Origin of the sequence: Stenotrophomonas rhizophila (assembly GCF_007667275.1) — a bacterium.
Lineage (GTDB): Bacteria > Pseudomonadota > Gammaproteobacteria > Xanthomonadales > Xanthomonadaceae > Stenotrophomonas > Stenotrophomonas maltophilia_AE.
The window spans coordinates 221,418-239,885 of record NZ_VDQT01000004.1 but is presented as its reverse complement, the minus strand read 5'-3'; the positions used below and the strand labels follow the sequence as shown (position 1 = coordinate 239,885).

General features: G+C 68.0%; 21 protein-coding genes. 7 read left to right on the top strand and 14 right to left on the bottom strand.

The window, feature by feature from the left end; all coding sequences use genetic code 11:
- Window positions 1–286 precede the first annotated feature (286 nt).
- Window positions 287–859, top strand: coding sequence for an Ax21 family protein (locus FSZ13_RS14090; protein WP_186308960.1), 573 nt, complete (start codon window positions 287–289; stop codon window positions 857–859).
- Here the strand turns inward: FSZ13_RS14090 and FSZ13_RS14085 are convergent.
- The 7 genes from FSZ13_RS14085 to FSZ13_RS14055 form a co-directional block, all read right to left on the bottom strand.
- Window positions 849–1,211, bottom strand: a complete 363-nt coding sequence (locus FSZ13_RS14085; RefSeq protein ID WP_145480764.1) for a type II toxin-antitoxin system RelE/ParE family toxin — start codon at window positions 1,209–1,211, stop codon at window positions 849–851. The genes FSZ13_RS14090 and FSZ13_RS14085 overlap by 11 nt on opposite strands.
- Window positions 1,208–1,492, bottom strand: a complete 285-nt coding sequence (locus FSZ13_RS14080) for a ribbon-helix-helix domain-containing protein (protein ID WP_145480762.1) — start codon at window positions 1,490–1,492, stop codon at window positions 1,208–1,210. Before FSZ13_RS14080 ends, FSZ13_RS14085 begins: the two co-directional genes overlap by 4 nt.
- Window positions 1,493–1,725: 233 nt before the next feature.
- On the bottom strand, window positions 1,726–2,751 hold the full coding sequence (locus tag FSZ13_RS14075) for an NAD(P)H-dependent glycerol-3-phosphate dehydrogenase (RefSeq protein ID WP_145480760.1): 1,026 nt from the start codon (window positions 2,749–2,751) through the stop codon (window positions 1,726–1,728).
- 20 nt (window positions 2,752–2,771) lie between these two features.
- Window positions 2,772–3,287: a protein-export chaperone SecB gene (gene secB, locus FSZ13_RS14070; RefSeq protein WP_068848278.1), complete on the bottom strand. Its 516-nt coding sequence runs from the start codon at window positions 3,285–3,287 to the stop codon at window positions 2,772–2,774.
- A 105-nt stretch (window positions 3,288–3,392) separates the two neighbouring features.
- A complete protein-coding gene (locus FSZ13_RS14065; RefSeq protein WP_145480758.1) occupies window positions 3,393–3,830 on the bottom strand; it encodes a rhodanese-like domain-containing protein in 438 nt (145 codons plus the stop codon).
- A 77-nt stretch (window positions 3,831–3,907) separates the two neighbouring features.
- A complete protein-coding gene (locus tag FSZ13_RS14060) occupies window positions 3,908–4,345 on the bottom strand; it encodes a hypothetical protein (RefSeq protein WP_145480756.1) in 438 nt (145 codons plus the stop codon).
- 30 nt (window positions 4,346–4,375) lie between these two features.
- Window positions 4,376–4,846, bottom strand: a complete 471-nt coding sequence (locus FSZ13_RS14055; protein WP_145480754.1) for a YiiD C-terminal domain-containing protein — start codon at window positions 4,844–4,846, stop codon at window positions 4,376–4,378.
- A gap of 43 nt (window positions 4,847–4,889) precedes the next feature.
- On the opposite strand from FSZ13_RS14055, the gene FSZ13_RS14050 reads away from it, so the two are divergent.
- The 3 genes from FSZ13_RS14050 (at window position 4,890) to FSZ13_RS14040 (ending at window position 8,117) form a co-directional block, all read left to right on the top strand.
- Window positions 4,890–5,666 carry a uroporphyrinogen-III synthase gene (locus tag FSZ13_RS14050; protein ID WP_145480752.1) on the top strand — a complete coding sequence of 259 codons (777 nt, stop codon included), beginning with the start codon at window positions 4,890–4,892 and terminating at the stop codon, window positions 5,664–5,666.
- A gap of 108 nt (window positions 5,667–5,774) precedes the next feature.
- Window positions 5,775–6,746 carry a uroporphyrinogen-III C-methyltransferase gene (locus FSZ13_RS14045; RefSeq protein ID WP_145480751.1) on the top strand — a complete coding sequence of 324 codons (972 nt, stop codon included), beginning with the start codon at window positions 5,775–5,777 and terminating at the stop codon, window positions 6,744–6,746.
- Between the two features lie 3 nt (window positions 6,747–6,749).
- Window positions 6,750–8,117 (top strand): heme biosynthesis protein HemY, encoded by a 1,368-nt coding sequence (locus FSZ13_RS14040; RefSeq protein WP_145480749.1) that lies wholly within the window; start codon window positions 6,750–6,752, stop codon window positions 8,115–8,117.
- Between the two features lie 108 nt (window positions 8,118–8,225).
- On the opposite strand, the gene FSZ13_RS14035 is transcribed toward FSZ13_RS14040, so the two are convergent.
- On the bottom strand, window positions 8,226–9,521 hold the full coding sequence (locus FSZ13_RS14035) for an acetyl-CoA C-acetyltransferase (protein WP_145480747.1): 1,296 nt from the start codon (window positions 9,519–9,521) through the stop codon (window positions 8,226–8,228).
- Between the two features lie 92 nt (window positions 9,522–9,613).
- On the opposite strand from FSZ13_RS14035, the gene FSZ13_RS14030 reads away from it, so the two are divergent.
- Complete coding sequence (locus tag FSZ13_RS14030) at window positions 9,614–10,501, top strand: hypothetical protein (RefSeq protein ID WP_145480745.1); 888 nt, start codon at window positions 9,614–9,616, stop codon at window positions 10,499–10,501.
- 159 nt (window positions 10,502–10,660) lie between these two features.
- Here FSZ13_RS14030 and FSZ13_RS14025 read toward each other — a convergent pair whose 3' ends face one another.
- The 4 genes from FSZ13_RS14025 to FSZ13_RS14010 all read right to left on the bottom strand — a co-directional run bounded on the left by FSZ13_RS14025 (window position 10,661) and on the right by FSZ13_RS14010 (window position 14,483).
- A complete protein-coding gene (locus tag FSZ13_RS14025) occupies window positions 10,661–11,290 on the bottom strand; it encodes a superoxide dismutase family protein (RefSeq protein ID WP_145480743.1) in 630 nt (209 codons plus the stop codon).
- A gap of 53 nt (window positions 11,291–11,343) precedes the next feature.
- On the bottom strand, window positions 11,344–11,913 hold the full coding sequence (locus FSZ13_RS14020) for a superoxide dismutase family protein (protein ID WP_145480741.1): 570 nt from the start codon (window positions 11,911–11,913) through the stop codon (window positions 11,344–11,346).
- Between the two features lie 70 nt (window positions 11,914–11,983).
- Complete coding sequence (gene ntrC, locus FSZ13_RS14015; RefSeq protein WP_145480739.1) at window positions 11,984–13,432, bottom strand: nitrogen regulation protein NR(I); 1,449 nt, start codon at window positions 13,430–13,432, stop codon at window positions 11,984–11,986.
- Window positions 13,422–14,483, bottom strand: a complete 1,062-nt coding sequence (locus FSZ13_RS14010) for a two-component system sensor histidine kinase NtrB (RefSeq protein ID WP_145480737.1) — start codon at window positions 14,481–14,483, stop codon at window positions 13,422–13,424. Before FSZ13_RS14010 ends, ntrC begins: the two co-directional genes overlap by 11 nt.
- Window positions 14,484–14,583: 100 nt before the next feature.
- Here FSZ13_RS14010 and FSZ13_RS18500 point away from each other — a divergent pair, with 100 nt between their 5' ends.
- A complete protein-coding gene (locus tag FSZ13_RS18500; protein ID WP_186308950.1) occupies window positions 14,584–15,678 on the top strand; it encodes a hypothetical protein in 1,095 nt (364 codons plus the stop codon).
- A gap of 163 nt (window positions 15,679–15,841) precedes the next feature.
- A complete protein-coding gene (locus FSZ13_RS13995) occupies window positions 15,842–16,771 on the top strand; it encodes a polysaccharide deacetylase family protein (RefSeq protein WP_145480732.1) in 930 nt (309 codons plus the stop codon).
- 5 nt (window positions 16,772–16,776) lie between these two features.
- Here FSZ13_RS13995 and FSZ13_RS13990 read toward each other — a convergent pair whose 3' ends face one another.
- Complete coding sequence (locus tag FSZ13_RS13990; RefSeq protein ID WP_222116619.1) at window positions 16,777–17,712, bottom strand: HAD family hydrolase; 936 nt, start codon at window positions 17,710–17,712, stop codon at window positions 16,777–16,779.
- 211 nt (window positions 17,713–17,923) lie between these two features.
- On the bottom strand, window positions 17,924–18,463 hold the full coding sequence (locus FSZ13_RS13985; protein ID WP_145480730.1) for a hypothetical protein: 540 nt from the start codon (window positions 18,461–18,463) through the stop codon (window positions 17,924–17,926).
- Window positions 18,464–18,468: the final 5 nt, after the last annotated feature.

Genomic DNA, 18,468 nt, shown 5'->3' with positions numbered 1-18,468 from the left:
TATCTAAGAAGAGTGACTAAGCAAAGAAACGTATCGTGCAAGTTGCGAGTCTGCAGGAGATCATGCCTTCTGATGCCGTGAGACCGTTCCAAGCATGGTTGCGCGGCTATGCGACAAGCGCGGGAGGTTCCCTGAACACGCGCTTCATTCATGTACCGGTCAGTTCAATATTCAGGGTTGATTAGAACGCCTAACGGATAATTCACACCTGTCGACCACCCGCTTCTCTCCCTCCCCCGGAGCGGGTGGCCGGCGAAACCAAAATAAAAAAGGTGTGTTCCCGATGATGAAGTCTTCCCTGCTTGCCCTGGGTCTGGTCGCTGCACTGCCGTTCGCGGCGTCGGCCGCCGATGGCCTGTCCTACAACTACGTTGAAGGCGGCTACGTGAACACCGACACCAAGGGCGGCTCCGCCGACGGTTGGGCGGTGAAGGGCTCGGCCGCGATTGCGCCGAACTTCCACGTTTTTGGCGATTACAACTCGCAGGAAACCGACCGCGGCAATGTTGACGTCGACCAGTGGCGCGTCGGCCTGGGCTACAACTACGGCATCGCGCCGAACACCGACCTGGTGGCTCGCGTTGCCTACCAGAAGTACGATCCGAAGGAAGGCCTGGACTTCAACGGTTACGCCACCGAAGTGGGCGTGCGCACTGCGTTCACCCCGATGTTCGAAGGCTACGCACTGGCCGGCTACGAAGATTTCAGCGAAAAGCACGGCATCAACCCGGACGGCGAGTTCTACGGCCGTGTCGGCGCCCAGGCCAAGTTCAACCAGAACTGGGGCCTGAGCGGCGAAGTGAAGCTGGCCAAGGGCGGCGACAAGGAATGGTTCGTCGGCCCGCGCTTCACCTGGTAACACGCAGGTTGCAAGCTACGTTGTTGGATGGCGCGTGACCTCTCTCCCACGCGCCAAGAAGCCCGCCCCTCCGGCGGGCTTCGCTTTTGTGGGGGATCGACACCATGCACTTCTGATCATCCACGTGAAGCGCGATGACAGTGGTGCCTCTGAAGTTGGTGATCCGAAGTCCAGGCAGCACGTCATCTCGCTTGATTCCACGCATCGGAAACGAGGCGAGTGTCTCGCAGTAGGCGACGATGGCGTCAACGTAGCGCACGGCGGCAAGTGGCGAACCCGCCGCTTCAATATGGTCTTCGAGCGCTTCCAGTTGCTCCACCGCCGCTGGTGCGAACTGGATGCGGAACGTCATACCGGGTTGGGAACGTTGCGGGCTCGGCGCCTGCTGGTGAGACGCTCCTGCGCCTGTTCGAGCGACAAGGCTTGTGCCGGGTCAGCCTCAAGCGCGCGTGCTGCCGGTATGACCTGCTCCCGCAGCCACGCATCCATTGCCTTGTCGCGCGCCAGAAGTGCGCGAAGGCCATCGCGAATCACCTCGCTCTCGGTGGCGTACTCGCCGCTCGCGACCTTCGCGCGGACGGAGTCCGCCATCTCGTTTGGCAGCGTGATGCTGAACTGTTGGGTCGAGCGCATGGGGCGGCCCTTCACCTGAGTAGGATTCAATCCTACTCCTGTCGCAGCTTCGCTCAAAGCGGCCAAGCCCGATAGCTCAAAAATTTGCATACAGGTTGGACTCAGAGCAGAAGCTGGAGCCAGTCTGAACGCCTTGCCGGATGGCAGCACTGCAACTTGTTGCAGCAGCCCCGGGTTGTGATCGGAGCCCCCAAAAAAAAAGCCCCGGCCTTGGCCGGGGTTTCTTGATCGCATTACTTGAACAGCGTATCCGGATACTCCGGCTTCTGCTCCCGCGCCAGCAGCGCGCGCAGGCCTTCTTCCGGGGTCTGTTCGCCGTGCAGGACGGCGCGCACCCGGTCTGAGATCGGCAGGTCGATGCCGTGGCGGCGTGCCTGGCGCATGACCTCGTCGGCGGTCTGCACCGATTCCACCACCTGGCCGATTTCGCGCACCGCGTCGGGCAGGCTCTGGCCGCGTCCCAGCGCCAGGCCGAGACGACGGTTGCGCGACAGGTCGCCGGTGCAGGTCAGCACCAGGTCACCCAGGCCAGCCAGACCCATCAGGGTCTCCGGCTTGGCGCCGATCGCGGCAGCCAGCCGCAGCATTTCATTCAGGCCACGGGTGATCAGGCCGGCACGGGCGTTCAGGCCCAGCTGCATGCCATCGGCCACGCCGGTGGCCACTGCCAGCACGTTCTTCATGGCGCCACCGAGTTCGGCACCCACCATGTCATCGCCGGTATAGGCGCGGAACGCCGGGCCATGCATGGCTTCGGCCACCTGCTGGGCGAACTCCGGGTCATCGCCGTGGACGGTAATGGCCGTGGGCAGGCCCTGGGTGACTTCCTTCGCGAACGACGGCCCGGTGACTACCGCCAGCGGCACGTCCGGTCCGAGGACCTCGCGCGCGACTTCGTGCAGGAAGCGACCGGAACCGGGCTCAAAGCCCTTGGTCGCCCATGCCACGCCGGCGTCGGCCGGGCGCAGCGGCGCCAGCGCGCGTACGGTTTCCCCGAACGCGTGCGACGGCACCACCACCAGGATCCACTTCGCACCTTCGACGGCCGCGGCCAGGTCGGTGGTGGCACGCAGCGATTCCGGCAGCGGAATGCCCGGCAGGTAACGGGTGTTCTCGTGGCGCTGGTCGATGGCGTCCACCATCGTCGCGTCGCGCCCCCACAGCACGGTCGGGTGACCGTGCCGCGCCAGCAGGCTCGCCAGGGCGGTACCCCAGGAGCCCGCGCCGAGAACGGCGATCTTGTCTGCGTTGTCGCTCATCGCAACCACTGCAGCGCCGATCAGGCGTTGCCGGCCGGCTCGGAATCGGCGAGCGAGGTTTCGCCCTGTTCCTGGCGCTGGCGCAGGGTTTCGGCGTACAGGCCTTCGAAGTTGATCGGCTGCAGGAAGAACGGCGGGAAGCCGCCGGCCTGGATCAGCTCGCTCACCAGCGAACGCACATACGGGAACAGGATGTTCGGGCACTGGGTGCCCAGCAGCACGTCGATCGACTGCGGGTCCAGGCCGACCAGGCCGAACACGCCAGCCTGCTGCACTTCGGCCACGTAGGCGGTCTTGTCGCCGGCCTTGCAGGTCAGGGTCACGGCCAGCACGACCTCGAAGGCGCTCTCGCCCAGGCGCTGCACGCGCTGGTTGAGGTTGAGCTGCAGCTCCGGCTGCACGGCTTCGTTGAACACGGCCGGGGCGTTGGGCGATTCGAAGGAAACGTCCTTGACGTAGATCTTCTCGACGGTGAACGCGGGGCCGGTGGCGGCGTCGGCCGGCGCGATGGCGCCGTTGGTGTTCGCTTCGGACATTTCCTGTTGCTCCAGATATTTACAGTCAATAATGGATTGTTACATGCCCTGCGATGGGGGCGTGTGGCGCCGCGCACAAGGCGCGCGGCCAAATCCGGTGAAAAATCAGTTGCGGCCCTTCACCAGCGGCAGTTCAGCCTGCTGCCAGGCCGGCAGCCCACCATCGAGCACGTGCACCTGCTCGAAACCGGCCTTCTTCAAGGCTTTGGCGGCGGTCTCCGAGGCGTTGCCGGTGCGGCACACCAGCACCACCGGCTTCTGCTTCGCGTTGGCGACGAGCTTGTGTTCGGGACCGAACTGGGCCGGCTGCACGTTGCGGCTGCCGGCGATATGGCCCTTTTCGAAATCGGTTCCCGCAGACAGGTCGATCACGACCGCGCCGCCGGCATTGATCAGCTGGGTCAGCTCGGCCGGCTTGATCGACTTGTAGCCGCGCATCAGGCGGCGCACCTCGGTGACGAGGATGGCTACGGTCAGGCCCGCGAAGGCCATCGACAACATCGGGTTTCGGCCGGCAAAGGCCAGCAGCTCTTCGTAATTCACTCAGATCACGGGTCGATTAGCGGGCGCCGATTGTCGCACATGCGGGCGAACCGGCGCCCAGCGGGCGGTCGGGGGGCTCAGCGCGTCTCCTGCCACAGGTCCGGCAGCCCGTTGGCCTGCAGCCAGCGCTTGTCCTCGGCGTCCCAGCGCCAGATCTCCTTGACCGTGACTTCCCGCTGCATCTGGGTATTGAGGTTGATCACCCCCACCACGGCGGGGCGGCCGACCCTACCGTCAGGCATGTTCACGTTATCGCCGGCGCGGTAGCTGGAGATCTTCACCTGCTCGTAGCGGCGCAGCTCCAGGTCGGTCAGCGGGTGTTCCCTGGTGTATTCCGGGTCCAGGTAAGGCAGCGCTTCCTCGGTGGTCCCCCAACGGATGGTGGACGCGTAGGCGACCTGGGTCTTTTCCAGCTCCACGCGCTGCTTGCGGGTCAGCTTTTCCTTGGCCGCCAGCGCGTTCACGCTGGTCAGCGCGAGCAGGGCGAGAAGCAGGATCTGGATGGTACGGCGCATGCGAATTCCCCAATCGGCAAGGCGCCCATCCTACCGCCTTGCGAAGGCAACGAAACGTCCGCTCAGTTCAGCCGCGGGTTTTCCGGCCTCGCCGGGCTGGCGCGCCACCACCTCGATCCGGGCCTTGCCGCGCTGGGCGAAGGTGGCCACGAACACGTCCCAATCCGCATCGTCGGCGGCCTGGGCCTGGGCCTGCAGGTCCTGATAAACCGGGGCCAGGTAACGCACGTGGCTGTCGGCCACGTAGACATCGGCGTCGAACCCGGCCAGGCGCAGGCGCAGGGTGACCAGCGCCCAGCCGGACAGGGTCAGGGCCGAAGACAGGCTGCCGCCGAAGGCATTGCCCTTGTCATTGACGTTGGCCGCCAGCGGCGCGCGCAGGGTCAGCGCGCCGTCGGCGTAGCCGGCCACCTGGATCTGCATGGCCGCCACCGGCGGCATGCGGTCGAGCACCTGTTGCAGGGCGGCCAGGTGCGCGGACGGGGAATCGGTTTCGGACATCGGTACGGCGACGTTGCGGCGAAGGCCTCGCATAATGCCCGCAATGAACCGCCCCGCACATGTGCCGGAATGGACCCTGCTGTCGCTGCGCCCGCGCGGCCAGCACGCAGCGCTGCGCCGTGCGGCAACCCCGCTGGGCGCGCGGGTCGTGGGGCTGTCGCCATGGGCCCTGGTGGCCCGGCACGACGCGGACACCCGGGCCGCGCTGGCGCAGGCCCTGCGCGCCGACCGGGTGGTCTTCAGCAGCCCGGCGGCGGTGCACGCCGCCGGGCGGCTGCAGCCGCTGGCTGCGCCCCACCCCGGCACCTGGCTGGCGGTAGGCGCCGGCACGGCGGCGGCCCTGCGCAGCCACGGCGCGGCCGACGTGCAGGCCCCGCAGCGGATGGACAGCGAGGGGCTGCTCGACCTCCCTGCGCTGGCCACGCTGCACGGGCTGCGCGCGGCGCTGGTGACCGCGCCGGGTGGGCGCGGGGTCATTGCCGAAACCCTGCAGGCGCGTGGCGCGCAGCTGCAGCGGGTGGATGTGTACCGCCGCCAGCCGCTGCGGCTGCCGCCGCGCGCACTGCAGCGGCTGCGCCGTCGAACCGGTCCCTGGGTGCTCGCACTGAGCAGCGCCGAGGCGCTGGGCCTGCTGCAGGCCCAGCTGCCGCCGGACCTGCTGGCACGGCTGCAGGACCAGCAGGTGGTGGCCGCCAGCCCGCGCCTGCTGGCGCTGGCCCATGATGCCGGCTTCACCCGGGTCAGCCTCGCCGAGGGTCCGCTGCCAGCCCAGCTGGCGCAGGCCGCACACGCCGCGATCACCACCTCCGCAGGTTCCTGAACAGGGGGCGTTCGCGGCCTTGCGGGGCGCCCGGGCGGCGGCGATGCTGTGCACCTGAGCGACCGCCAGCTCGTGAATGCACCGGCGCGGGCGACGAAGGATGACTGCATGAACGAGATCGATCCGCCCCCACCCCACCGACCGCTGCGCTGGATCCTGCCGCTTGCCGTGGCGGCGGTCATCGTGGGCGGTGCCGGTTGGGGCTGGACCCAGTGGCAGGCACAGCAGGCACGCGCCGCCCAGCGCGAGGCCGACGCCAACGTGCTGGTGCAGGGCCTGGCCGGCAGCGTGGAAGCGCTGCGCCGCGACCAGCGCTCGACCTCGCAGCGGGTGCAGGATGCGGCGGCCACCAACCGCGTGCTGCGCGACGAAATGCTGGGCCTGAGCCAGCGCAACGCGCTGCTGGAAGAGAACCTGGCACGGCTGGCCGACAGCACGCGCCACAACGCGCAGGCGCTGCAGCTGGAAGAAGCCGAACTGCTGCTCAGCCAGGCCGGGCAGCGGCTGGCCTTTGCCGACGACGTGGACGGCGCGCGCCGCCTGTACGCGCTGGCGGCGGCTGCGCTGGAGGAGCTGCCGGGCGGCGAATACCTCAACCTGCGCCAGGCCCTGATGCAGGAACGCAATGCGGTGGATGCACTGGGTCCAGGCCCGCGTGCGGAGACCCAGCAACGCCTGGCCCGGTTTGCCAGCGCGCTGGGCGCGCTGCCCGAGCAGATCGTGCCCGCCGCCGGCAGCGCGGCGCCGCCATGGTGGCAACAGCTGCTGGCACCGTTCGTGACCATTACCCCCACCGCCGCGCAGGGCCCGCTCACCGCCGCCGAGCGCTCCGCCGCGTGGGACGCGCTGCAGCTGGAGCTGACCCTGGCCCGGGCGGCGGTGGAACGCGGCAATCAGTCGGAATTTGAACAGTCGCTGGACCGTGTGGCGCTGTGGATGCCGCGCCTGTGGCCGGATTCACCCGGCCTGCGCGAACGACGTGCTGAACTGCAACAGTTGCGCGCTCGAGTGCTACGTCCGCCGCTGCCCGAACTGGGCAGCACCCTGCAGCAGCTGCGCGCCATGCGCGATGGGAGTTGAAACATGAAGCCGATTCATTCCGTGGTGGTGTTGTTGCTGGCCGTGGTTTTGGGCGTGGTGGCCGCCCACTGGCTGGGTGGCGAATCGATGCGCCAGTACGGCGAGGTGATCTACCGCGCCGGTGGCAACGACTACCGTTCCACCCTGCCGCAGGTGGCGCTGATGGCGCTGGTGGCGGTGCTGCTGCTGTGGCTGCTCTGGAGCCTGGTGGCCTCGCCGTTCCGCGCATGGGGCCGCTACCGCCGCAAGCAGGGCCGGGCGCGCCTGATCGAAGGCCTGCAGGCGCACGAGTATGGCCACTGGCAGCGCGCTGAAAAGCTGCTGGGCACCGCCGCCGAAGACGATGAAGTGAGCGCGGTGGCGTATGTCACCGCCGTGCGCAGCGCCGAGGCACGCGGCGACCAGGCGGCGGTGGACCAGTACCTGCAGCGCCTGTCCACGGCCGACGCCACCGCCTACGCGTTGCTGCAGGCCGAACGCCTGCTGCGCCAGGAGCGCCCGGTGGATGCGATCAACGCACTCGATGTTCCTGGCATCCAGCCGCTGCCGCCGCGCGGCCTGTGGCTGCGTACCGAAGCACTGGCCCGTGCCGAACGCGCGCACGAGGCTTACGGCCAGCTGGGCGCGCTGCGCAAGCAGAAGGTACTGCCCGACGACGCCGTGGCCGAGCTTGAAGTGCGGTTGGCGGCGCAGTCGCTGCTGGAAGCGGCCGACGTGAATGCGCTGGCCGCACAGTGGGAAGCCACGCCGAAGGCGCTGCGCAGCGACCCGGACGTGGCCTCGGCCTACGCACTCCGTGCGGTCGCGCTGGATTGGGACGAGCCGGCCCTGCTCAACCTGGAGCAGGCGCTGGACACGCGCTGGGACGAATCGCTGGTGACGCTGTACGGGCAGATGCCGGTGGAAAAGCTGGCCACCCGCCAGGCCAACCTGCAGCGCTGGCTGGTGCAGCAGCCGTCCAGTCCGGCCGTGCTGCTGGCGCTGGGCCGGATTGCGGCGCGCCAGGGCGAGCATGTGCAGGCCGAGGATTACCTGCATCGCGCCATCGCCGCCGGTGCCGGTCCGGAAGCGTGGGAAGCGCTGGGTGAGGTATTCACCGCCCGTGGCGAGCCGGCGCTGGCCGCGCAGTGCTACGGCAATGCGCTGCGGCAGTCGCGCGGGGAAAGCAGCGTGGTGCTGGTGCGCGAAGCAGCGGGGCAGAGCCCCGCTCTACATGCCGGCGCAGTGGGGCAGAGCCCCGGTCTGCATGCGGTGGTGCCGGAGCGCGCGACGGTGGAAGAGCAGTCGTTGATGACCGATCCGGTAGTGGTGCGCGAGGCGCGCATTGAACGGGTAGACCGCGACGAATTCGGCAACCCGCGCATACCCTGACGTAGAGCGGGGCTCTGCCCCGCTGCACAAAAAAGGCCGCCCAATCGAGGGCGGCCTTTTTTTTGTGCGCCGGAAACAGCAGCGGGGCAGAGCCCCGCTCTACGGGGTTCAGCGTTCTACGATCGCTACTACGCCCATGCCGCCGGCGGTGCAGATCGAGACCAGCGCGCGGCCGCCGCCGCGCTCGGCCAGCTGCTTGGCGGCGGTGGCAATCACGCGCGCGCCGGTAGCCGCGAACGGATGGCCGGTGGCCAGCGACGAGCCCAGCGGGTTGATCTTGGCCGGGTCGATCCGGCCCAGCGGCGCGTCCAGGCCCAGGCGGTTGCGGCAGTAGTCTTCGCTTTCCCATGCGCGCAGCGTGCACAGCACCTGCGCGGCGAAGGCTTCGTGGATTTCGTAGATGTCGAAATCCTGCAGGGTCAGGCCATTGCGCTTGAGCATTTCCGGCACCGCGATGGTCGGTGCCATCAGCAGGCCTTCGCCATGCACGAAATCGACCGCGGCCACCTGCGAATCGCGCAGGTAGGCCAGCGGTTCGTGGCCGTGCGCGCGCGCCCATTCCTCGCTGGCCAGCAGCACCGCCGAGGCGCCGTCGGTGAGCGGAGTGGAGTTGGCCGCGGTGAGCGTGCCACGGCCGGACACCTTGTCGAAGGCTGGCTTCAGCGTGGCCAGCTTTTCCAGCGAGGTATCGGCGCGCAGGATGTTGTCGCGCTCGACGCCACGGAACGGGGCGATCAGGTCGTTGAAGAAACCGCGCTCATAGGCGGCGGCCAGCTTCTTGTGCGACGACACGGCCCATTCGTCCTGCGAATCGCGCGAGATGTTCCATTCCTTGGCCATGTCCTCGCAATGGTCGCCCATGCTCTTGCCGGTGCGCGGTTCGGCCACGCCCGGGAATTCCGGCTTCAGTTCGGCCAGCTTGAAGCCGCTCACCATCGCCCGGATCTTGTCACCGGTGGTCTTGGCGCGGTTGGCCGCCAGCAGGCGCGCGCGCAGCTTCTTGCCGTACACGATCGGCACGTCGGAGGTGGTGTCCGAACCGCCGCCGATGCCGGATTCGATCTGGCCCAGCGCGATCTTGTTCGCCACCGCGATGATGGTGTCCAGCGAGGTGCCGCAGGCGCGCTGCATGGTGATGCCGGGGGTGAGCGGGGACAGGCCCGACGACAGCGTGGCTTCGCGGCCCAGGTTCCAGTCGCTGGAATGCTTGATCACCGCGCCCATCGCCACTTCGCCCAGCTGCTGGCCGTGCAGGCCGAAGCGCTCGACCAAGGCACCCAGTGTGCGCACCGACATGCCCAGGTTGCCAACATCCGAATAGGCGGTGTTCTGGCGGCAGAACGGGATACGAACGCCACCGAGGATGGCGACGGGACGAGCGTTGGGCATGGAGATACCTGGCATGGGAGGGGTGTCTGCAACATGGCCTGCACGAAGGAGCAGGCATAATGGCAGCAAGTGTAGCTGCCGCCCTGTGATGGGCCAACCGTGAACCCATGAGCAAACCCGACCCCGGCATGAATGCCCTTGGCGTACTGGCATTGGAACTGGCCGGAGGAGACGCCCCCCGTAATGCCGCCCTGACCTCCGCGCAGGCCGGTGAACTGGCCGACCGTGTAGGCCGCGACCTGGCCAAGCTGGTCCCCGGCGTGAGCGGGCTGGACTTCGTCTTCGCCGGCGCCCATTTCGACCCGGCCGAGGTGCTGCGCCCCGGCTGGCCGATCCACCGCCGCCTGGAAGAACTGCAGATGCGCGCGCCCGGCCGCAACGAGGGGCCTCGCCTGTTGGCGTTCGGCGCCGGCGCCGACGGCGACGTGCCGCTGCCGTTCCAAGCCGATGCCAGCCTCACCGGCGGCGGCCTGCGGGTGGTGCCGTTCCTGCTGACCGGCAGCGACGTGGCCCAGACCGCGGCGGTGGCCGAAGCACTGGAAGAGGTACTGCTGGCCCAGGGCATGGCCCAGGCCGACACCGCCCTGCTGGCGCAGAACGCATTCGGCGCGCAGATCGAGCACGCGCGCTACTTCACGGTGAATGACCTCGCCGCGATGATGTCGATGCAGTACGACAACCAGGGCCTGGCCGCGCTGTGGCCGCTGATTGAAACGGCATTGATGGCACCGCAGGTGGAACAGTGGCTGGACGCGGCCCCGGAGCCGCTGCTTCGATACGCTGATGGCGAAGTGCGTATGGCGCTGTTCGACCCGGCCGGCTGGTGCAATTTCTACAACCACGGCACCGGCGACTGCGACCGCCTGCAGGGCATCTACGAGCAGTACCTGATGCGCCAGCGGCAGATGGCGGCGGTGCTCGAAGCCCACGGGCTGCCGGTGCTGTTCGTGCATTGCGAAGCAGGGCAGGAGCCGAGGGACCTGCTGGCGCGGTGACGGTGTAGCGTGCAGCCACGCAGGGCGTGGCTCTACAACCGGTGTTGGAAGATCCAACGTGGCGCCACGCCCTGCGTGGCTGGCGCTGACACAACAACGCCGGCAATCGCCGGCGTTGTCGTTACCGCGTAGGGACACGCCATGCGTGTCCCACGGAGCTTACGGTGCGGCCTTGATCACCGCACACGCCAGGCGCGCACCGGCGTTGCCGGTCGGCTGGGTCTTGTAGTCGTCCGGGTCGGCATGCACGATCAGGCCACGACCGATGATGTCGCTGTCGTTGCCTTCGCCGATGTTGACGTTGGTCGACACGGCTGCATCCACCACCGCGTTGCCCTGGGCGTCGGCCTTGATGTTGGGGATGTCGCCACCGTGGTGAGGGGTGGTGGCCACGCTGCCGTGGTCTTCCTTGCTCGGGTTGAAGTGGCCGCCAGCGCTGTCGCCGTTCGGCGCGCTGCAGTCGCCCTTCTCATGGATGTGGAAGCCGTGTTCGCTGTTCGGCTTCAGGCCGCTGACCTGGCCCTTCACGTGGACCTTGCCGTCGACGACGCTGAAGGTCACGTTGCCCTTGACGTCATTGCCCTGGGTCGGGGCCAGCTCGGCGACGGCAGTGTGGTTGGCGTGCGCTTCGCTGGTCATCGCCGGCGGCGCTTCGGTGGTGCGCGCGGTTTCGGCGATCGGCGGGGTGGCGGTGGCGGGGTCGGCGGCGGGCGCATCGGCCGGCTTGTTGCAGGCGGTCAGGCCGATGGCGGCAATGGCAGCGAACAGTGACGTATGGATCAGGCGCATGTGGATCTCCTTGCGGGTAACGAGGGAAAAAGCGACGTCGCTGGGCAGCGCGTTCAGCGCGTGACCCGGATGACGCCGCAGGCGATTCGGGCGCCGGCGTTACCTGCCGGCTGGCTGCGGTAATCGTCGGCGTTGGCATGAACCACCAGCGCGCGGCCGACGATGTCGGTGGCTGCACCGCCGCCGAGGGTAACCGCTGGCAGGCGCACATCGACGCTGACCCGGCCCTGCGCGTCGGCGCGCAGGTTGTCCATGTCGCCAATGTGATGTACCCCAGCGCTGTTGCGGCCATGCGGCTGGTTGAACGGGTTGAAATGCGCCCCCGCGCTGCTGGCGTCAACGGCACTGCAGTCGCCGCGTTCATGCACATGGAACGCCGCCGCCTGCAGCGGCCGCAGTCCACCGATGGTGCCGGTGATGTGCACGCCGCTCGCGTCCGGCACCATCACCAGGCGCCCGCTGACGATGCTGGCCGACGCCGGCGCCAGATTCGCTTCAGCTTGTTTGGCAGTGCTCACCACCGGCACGCTGGGTGCCGGCGCAGGCGCCTTCTGCGGGGCGCTGCCACAGGCGGCAAGCACCAGCAGGGTCGGCGTGAGCAGGGCGATGTGGGAACGGCGCATGGGTACTCCTTGGATCTGCAAACTAGCGTTGGGGTCGTCCACACACCATGAAAGGCGGTGAACGCGGGGTTCATCCGCCGCGTCGGCGCCCGGCGCCGAGCTTGCGGGTCAGGGTATTGCGGCCCATGCCCAGCCGTGCGGCGGCTTCGGCACGTCGGCCGTGGGTGATCTGCAGCGCCGCTTCCAGCAGCGCCTGGTCCACCCGTTCACGCACCTGGGCATGCAGGCCCTCGGCGCCTTCGGCCAGGCGTTGCCGGGCCCAGGCCGAGAGCAGGGCTTCCCATTGGCCGGGATCGCCCTGCGCGCGGGTGCGCGGGCCGGGGCCGCGGTGCAGCGCGCTGTCCACGTCGGCCACGCCGATGGTGTCGGATGCGGCCAGTGCGGCCATGCGCCAGCACACGTTCTCCAGCTCGCGCACATTGCCCGGCCAGTCGTGCTCGCGCAGCGCCTGCAGCGCCGCGGCGGTGAGCCGCTTCGGTGGCGTGTCCAGCTTGTGCGCGGCGGCGGCCAGGAACGTCTCGGCCAGCTGCGCGATGTCGTCGCGGCGCTCGCGCAGTGGCGGCAGCCGCAGCCGCACCACGTCCAGCCGGTGCAGCAGGTCGGCGCGGAAGCGGCCCTGGGCCACCAGCGTTTCCAGGTCCTGGTGGGTGGCGGCGATGACCCGCACATCGACCCGGATCAGCTCGCGGCCGCCGACGCGGAAGAACTCGCCTTCGGCCAGCACGCGCAGCAGCCGGGTCTGCAGCGGCAACGGCATGTCACCGATTTCGTCCAGGAACAGCGTGCCGCCATCGGCCTGCTCGAAGCGGCCCACGTGCCGCCGTTGCGCACCGGTGAACGCACCGGCCTCATGACCGAACAGTTCGCTTTCCAGCAGCTCGGAAGGAATGGCCGCCGTATTGAGCGCCACGAAAGGCCCCTGCGCACGCGGCGATTCATGGTGCAGCGCGTGCGCCACCAGTTCCTTGCCGGTGCCGGTTTCACCATTGATCAGCACCGACAGCGGCGCCTGCGCCAGCCGCCCGATGGCACGGAACAACGCCCGCATCGCCGGGGTGTCGCCCACCAGCTGCGGGCGCTGGTCGGGGGCCGCGTCCACCGCAGCGGCGCTGCGCTCGGCCACGGCGGTATCCGGGGCCGGCAGCACGCGCTGGGCCAGCGCCACCGCATCGTCCAGGTCGAACGGCTTGGACAGGAATTCCTGCGCACCACCGCGGAAGGCGCCAGCGGTGCTGGCCACGTCGGTATAGGCCGACATGACGATCACCGGCAGTTGCGGGTGCGCGGCTTTCAGCTTGTCCAGCAGGACCAGCCCGTCATCGCCGGGCATGCGCACGTCGGTGAACAACAGGTCGGGCGGGGGCTGGCTGCCCAGCATGTCCAGCGCAGCGGCGGCGCCGTCGAAGCCTTCCACCGCATAACCGGCGTCGCGCAGCGCCGTGCACAGCACGAAGCGCACCGCGCGGTCGTCGTCCACCACCCACACGCGCTGGGCGCTGCTCGGGTTGTCATCCGCCATGCGCGGTTTCCTCCATGGCAGGGGTGCCGTGCCCGATCGGCAGTTGCACAGTGAATACGGTATGGCCCGGGCGCGAGCGGTAGGTCAGCGTGCCGCGGTGTTCGCGCGCCACCTGCTGGGCCAGTGCCAGGCCGAGCCCGGTGCCTTCGGCGCGGCCGCTGACCAGCGGCAGGAACAGGTGTTCGGCCAGCGCCTCGGGCACGCCGCGCCCGTCATCGGCGATTTCCAGGCGCAGCGCCATCGGCTGCAGCTGGTCGCCGATGCGCACCCCATGTTCCACCCGGGTGCGCAGGGTGACGGTGCCGGCGCCGGCCTGGATCGCATTGCGCACCAGGTTCCACACCGCCTGGGTAAGGCGGTCGGCGTCGCCGTCGAATTCGGGAATGCTGGGGTCGTAATCGCGCTGCAGCCGCACCGCCCAGCCACCTTCGCTTTCCGCCAGGCGCAGCACGCGCTCCAGCGACGCGTGGATGTTGAGCGGCGCGTGCGGGGCCGCCGGCGCCGGCGACAGCAGCTGTTCGAGCAGGCCGTTCAGGCGTTCGATCTCCGAGCCGATCAGCTCGATCAGTTCGCGTTCTTCCGGGTCGCGCTGGCTGCTGCGCCGGGCCAGCAGCTGGGCCGCACCCTTCAGGCCGGCCAGCGGATTGCGCAGCTCATGCGCCAGCCCTTTCAGCGCCGCGCTCAGCGCGCTGGGCAGGGCTTGCGTAGGGTCCAGCCCGGGGAACTCGTCCACCGGGTGCGCCTCCAGCAGCCAGCCATCTTCGTCATGCCGGCTCAACCAGCCTTCGGCGAAGCGCGGGGCCTCGCCGGGCAGGGCAAGGGCCAGCCGATGCAGGCGCAGGGTGTCGCGTTCGCCGCGCGCCAGGAAGTGCGCCAGCGCCTCGCCCTGTACCTCCAGCGAGGCCAGCGGCTGACCGAGCAGGCGCCGCACGCTTACTCCCAGCCAGCGTGCGAAGGCCGGGTTGCAGCCGGCCACGCGGCCTTCAGCGTCGGCCCAGGCGACCGGAGTGCCAAGGACTTCAAGGGACGGAGACGGTGGTGCGGGGGTCATTGCACCAATGTAGTGCAAATGGGGGGGCGTGGCACGCTAAAGAACACCTCGCACAGGCCGTTGTATCTTGCTTGCCTTTGCTCTCCGAATGGACTCGCTGATGCCCTCACTCTGCCTCGTTCCTCACGGCCGACTTTCCTACCGCCTTGGCCTGCTCGCCGCCATGCTGCCAGGCTTCTCTGCCCCGGCCATTGCCCAAGCACCGGTTGAGGGGCTGGAAATGCATCGCATGGGGGCCGGCACGTTGGGGCCGGACGGCTGGACCACGGCAACGTCCACGAACGGCGGCTACTCGGTTCGACTGCCGTGCCTGTTCAATGACTTCACGTTCCGGTCCAGAACTGAGAGCGTGACGCAGGCCGACATGCTGGGCTGCGGCCACGACGGCATGAAGTTCATGGCCATGCGAGGTCAGGACCGCGACGCCGCAACAGGACAAATGAATTTCGAGCGGCCTGTCCCGGGCGCGACTTCCAGCCGCATTACTTATCGAGGGCTGCCTGGGGTCGCCCACGACATACAGACCCCGACCTCCTGCGCGGCGAGCCAGAGCGTCCGCACGAAGGCGGGCACCATTCTGCTTTCGATTGAGACCTCCCTGTCGAAATGCGAGGCAATGAAACAGGCGGCCGCCACCTTCTTCGGCTCGCTTGAGCCGGATGCGCACCCTGTGGTCGCCGTGCCGCTTGCGGACTTGCCCGTCCTACCGGAGTGCCCCTTGGCCGCGGAGCTCTCGAAGGTCCAGCTGGTTGCGGCCTTCAATGCGCTGCCGCGTGATGCCGAGGACCTGATGCCGGCCGACACGTGCCTTCCCGCGACATCCACCCACTTATTGTCCGCGCGCGAGGGTGTCTGCATGATCGGCACAACGCGCATGAAGGTTGCGAGCCTCTCGACCCTGGCCACGAGTGGCGAGCCCATTGCTACATCTTTTATGGGAACGTACGCAGAAGCCACGCATTCGGCGTTGAAGACGCTGCTCGAAGCGCGCTATCCGAGGCAACCGCTTGCGGCGTACGGGCCGCACGCTTCCCACACCTGGGACGTCACCACGGTGGTCGCCCATCCAGGTGGCCCACTGGTGATTCTCTCGAAGCCTTCGGAAGGCTCGAACGGGGCGGCGCTTTCCCTGGTCCGCCAGTACCGGGCAGAGCACACCAGACTGGTCAATCGTAATCTCAACGATTGCCGGTAGCGTCTTACCTTCGACCCGGTAGCTTGGCGTGATTCTTGCCGGTCGGGGCGATCACCAGCACCGGCATCCGCGAAGCGATGCGCCCTATACTTCACGATCATCGCGACGGAGGTGGAGCGTGGGTAAGGGAATACTTCGGTGGGGCGTCCTGGCCTTGTTCTGCGTGGCAGGAATTGCACAGGCCAGCGAGCCGGACCGACGCATCGCGCTCACCATCGACGACCTGCCCTGGCAGCGGCTCGGCGAACGCGCCGAGGCCGACCTGCACGCCCAGCACGCGCGCCTGATCGGCGCCCTCAAGCAGACCGGCGTGCCCATCGTGGGCTTCGTCAACGAAGGCAAGCTGGAGGTCGACGGGCAGGTGCAGCCGGATCGGGTGCAGATGCTTCGCGACTGGCGCGACGCCGGCTTCGAGCTGGGCAACCACACCTTCAGCCATGTCTCCATGCATGCGGTGCCGCTGGACACCTACCAGCAGGACATCCTGCGCGGCGAAGTCGTCCTGCGCCCCCTGCTCGCCGAGAGCGGGCAGACCCTGCGCTGGTTCCGGCACCCCTACCTGCAGGCAGGAAGATCGCCAGAAGCACGCGCCAAACTGGCGACATTCCTGCAGCAACACCAGTACCGTATCGCACCGGTGACCGTGGACAACGCGGAATGGATCTGGGCATTCGCGTACGACCAGGTGCGCGATACCGAAACCGACCCTGCCGTGCGTGAGGCGCGCCTGCGCCAGCTACGGCGCGGCTACATCCCCTACATGCTCAACAAGCTGGACTACTACGAGCAGCGCTCGCAGCAGTTGCTGGGCAGGCTGCCCGCACAGGTGTGGCTGATGCATGCCAACGCGCTGAATGCAGACAGCGTGGAGGAACTGGTGGCGGCGACCCGCCGCCGGGGGTACCGCTTCATCACCCTTGAAACCGCGATGGAAGACCCGGCTTACCTGCGCGCCGAAGGCTACAACGGCGGGGCGGGCATCAGCTGGATCCAGCGCTGGGCCATGGCCGACAAGATGCCGAAGACGTTCTACCAGGGCGAGCCGGCCGTGCCTGCTTGGGTGATGCAGCTGGCGGGCCAGGAGTCGGAGTAAGCGCGTCAGTCGACGAACACGCGCGACCAGTCCTCGCGCACGCTCACCAGCGGCCAACCGTGTTCGGCGGCCATCGCCACCGACGTCTGCGCGCCGGAGGTGTAGGCGATATCGCGCTGGTCATCGTCATGGGTGACCAGCAGTGCCAGCGAGGCGCGCTTGCCCTGGGTGGCGAACTGCAGCATCTGGATGTCGCCGTTGGAGTTGCCGGCGGCAAAGATCGGGCGCGCGCCGATGCGGCTCCATATGCGCACTACTTTGTTCGGGCCGTCGTCGAACACCTCCAGTTTCGAGGTGTGGACCAGCGTGCCGATGCCCTGTTCTTCGCGGTACTGCAGCGCGACGCTGGAGCCGACCACGCGCTCGGGCGGAACGCCGTACAGCTCCTGGGTGATCGGCCGCATGAAATCGCGCCCGCCGCCGGACACGATGTAGTTGGTGAACTGGTTGGCTTCCAGGTAGTGCAGCAGCTCGCGCATGGGCGCGTAGGCCGTCTTCAGGTAGGGGCGTTTCAGCACCGGATTCTGCGCGCTGCGCAGGAACTGCTCTGCCTTGCCGGCAAAGTCTTCCACCTCGTCCTCGGCATAGGCCGAAAGCAGGCCGGCGGCCATTTCCTTGAGCGTGCTGTCGTCGCCCTCGTAGTGCCGGGTGATCACGTCGCCCAGCCACGCCTGGTCCTTTTCATGCACGGCCTTCCAGGGCTGCCGGTCGCGTAGCGCCGGGTCTGCTTCGGCCTGTTCGGCGATACGGCGCAGCAGGAAGTCGGCCTGGATCGGCATGGGCTTTTCGCACCACAGGCAGCCGTCGTTGTCGAACACCGCGATCCGTGCGGCCGGCGGCACGTAGTCGGGGCCGTCCTCCAAGGTGACCCGTGCAACGAAGGCGATGATGGCCTGGCGCGTGGCGCCGGCGTTCCAGCTTTTGAGCAGTCCTTCGTGCATGGGTATGACTCGACAGGGCTTGAAGCTGGAATGCTAGCCCGGGCGCGCGGCCCCTACCTGCGCAGAATCACTGCGTTGGGCGCAGTAGTTTTACTGGGTGCGGGCTGCCACGCAGGGCGTGGCACTACGGCTTGCGCGTGGAAGCCATTTCGAGCCACGGCGTATGACCCAGGCGTAGTGCCACGCCCTGCGTGGCAACCTCAGCGCAGGGTCACCTGGCACGCCTCAACGTCATGATCGCTTCCGGCAGCTCCACGCGCATCTGTTCGCGCAGCGCTTCAGCCACGCCGTGGTAGCGCCGACGCTGGAAGAGGTAGCAGCCGACAAACAGCCCCAGCATCATCAGCATCGGCCAGGCGGCCGTAACCACCAGGGGCATCGCCACGCACAGCCCGCCAATGGCCAGGGTCATCCAGTTGCAGATGCCTTCCACGCGGACCTGGTTGCGCTTGGCATCGACTACTACCAGCCCACGCATCACCGGGTAGTAGCGCCCGGTGAAGTTGATGCCGAAGCTCTCGCGGAAGGCCATGCGGCCGTCGGGAAGCGCGCGGAATACCAGCGGCAGCCACCTCTGGGTGGCTACATCGCGCTCCAGGCAGTTCAACACCAGCCTCTCGCGCATGGCGGCGTTGGCGGGAATGCGCTCGTTGAACAGGCGGATGCCGGTTACGAAGTAAAGCGGATTCCAGGTCAGCTCCAGGATGATCTCCAGCACCATCACGCCGACCACTACGTAGAAGATCGCCATGGGTG

Coding starts and splice junctions, on each gene's coding strand:
- FSZ13_RS14090 (WP_186308960.1), top strand. CDS start 287: ATGAAGTCTTCCCTGCTTGCCCTGGGTCTGGTCGCTGCACTGCCGTTC.
- FSZ13_RS14085 (WP_145480764.1), bottom strand. CDS start 1,211: ATGACGTTCCGCATCCAGTTCGCACCAGCGGCGGTGGAGCAACTGGAA.
- FSZ13_RS14080 (WP_145480762.1), bottom strand. CDS start 1,492: ATGCGCTCGACCCAACAGTTCAGCATCACGCTGCCAAACGAGATGGCG.
- FSZ13_RS14075 (WP_145480760.1), bottom strand. CDS start 2,751: ATGAGCGACAACGCAGACAAGATCGCCGTTCTCGGCGCGGGCTCCTGG.
- secB (WP_068848278.1), bottom strand. CDS start 3,287: ATGTCCGAAGCGAACACCAACGGCGCCATCGCGCCGGCCGACGCCGCC.
- FSZ13_RS14060 (WP_145480756.1), bottom strand. CDS start 4,345: ATGCGCCGTACCATCCAGATCCTGCTTCTCGCCCTGCTCGCGCTGACC.
- FSZ13_RS14055 (WP_145480754.1), bottom strand. CDS start 4,846: ATGTCCGAAACCGATTCCCCGTCCGCGCACCTGGCCGCCCTGCAACAG.
- FSZ13_RS14050 (WP_145480752.1), top strand. CDS start 4,890: ATGAACCGCCCCGCACATGTGCCGGAATGGACCCTGCTGTCGCTGCGC.
- FSZ13_RS14045 (WP_145480751.1), top strand. CDS start 5,775: ATGAACGAGATCGATCCGCCCCCACCCCACCGACCGCTGCGCTGGATC.
- FSZ13_RS14040 (WP_145480749.1), top strand. CDS start 6,750: ATGAAGCCGATTCATTCCGTGGTGGTGTTGTTGCTGGCCGTGGTTTTG.
- FSZ13_RS14035 (WP_145480747.1), bottom strand. CDS start 9,521: ATGCCAGGTATCTCCATGCCCAACGCTCGTCCCGTCGCCATCCTCGGT.
- FSZ13_RS14030 (WP_145480745.1), top strand. CDS start 9,614: ATGAGCAAACCCGACCCCGGCATGAATGCCCTTGGCGTACTGGCATTG.
- FSZ13_RS14025 (WP_145480743.1), bottom strand. CDS start 11,290: ATGCGCCTGATCCATACGTCACTGTTCGCTGCCATTGCCGCCATCGGC.
- FSZ13_RS14020 (WP_145480741.1), bottom strand. CDS start 11,913: ATGCGCCGTTCCCACATCGCCCTGCTCACGCCGACCCTGCTGGTGCTT.
- ntrC (WP_145480739.1), bottom strand. CDS start 13,432: ATGGCGGATGACAACCCGAGCAGCGCCCAGCGCGTGTGGGTGGTGGAC.
- FSZ13_RS14010 (WP_145480737.1), bottom strand. CDS start 14,483: ATGACCCCCGCACCACCGTCTCCGTCCCTTGAAGTCCTTGGCACTCCG.
- FSZ13_RS18500 (WP_186308950.1), top strand. CDS start 14,584: ATGCCCTCACTCTGCCTCGTTCCTCACGGCCGACTTTCCTACCGCCTT.
- FSZ13_RS13990 (WP_222116619.1), bottom strand. CDS start 17,712: ATGCACGAAGGACTGCTCAAAAGCTGGAACGCCGGCGCCACGCGCCAG.
- FSZ13_RS13985 (WP_145480730.1), bottom strand. CDS start 18,463: ATGGCGATCTTCTACGTAGTGGTCGGCGTGATGGTGCTGGAGATCATC.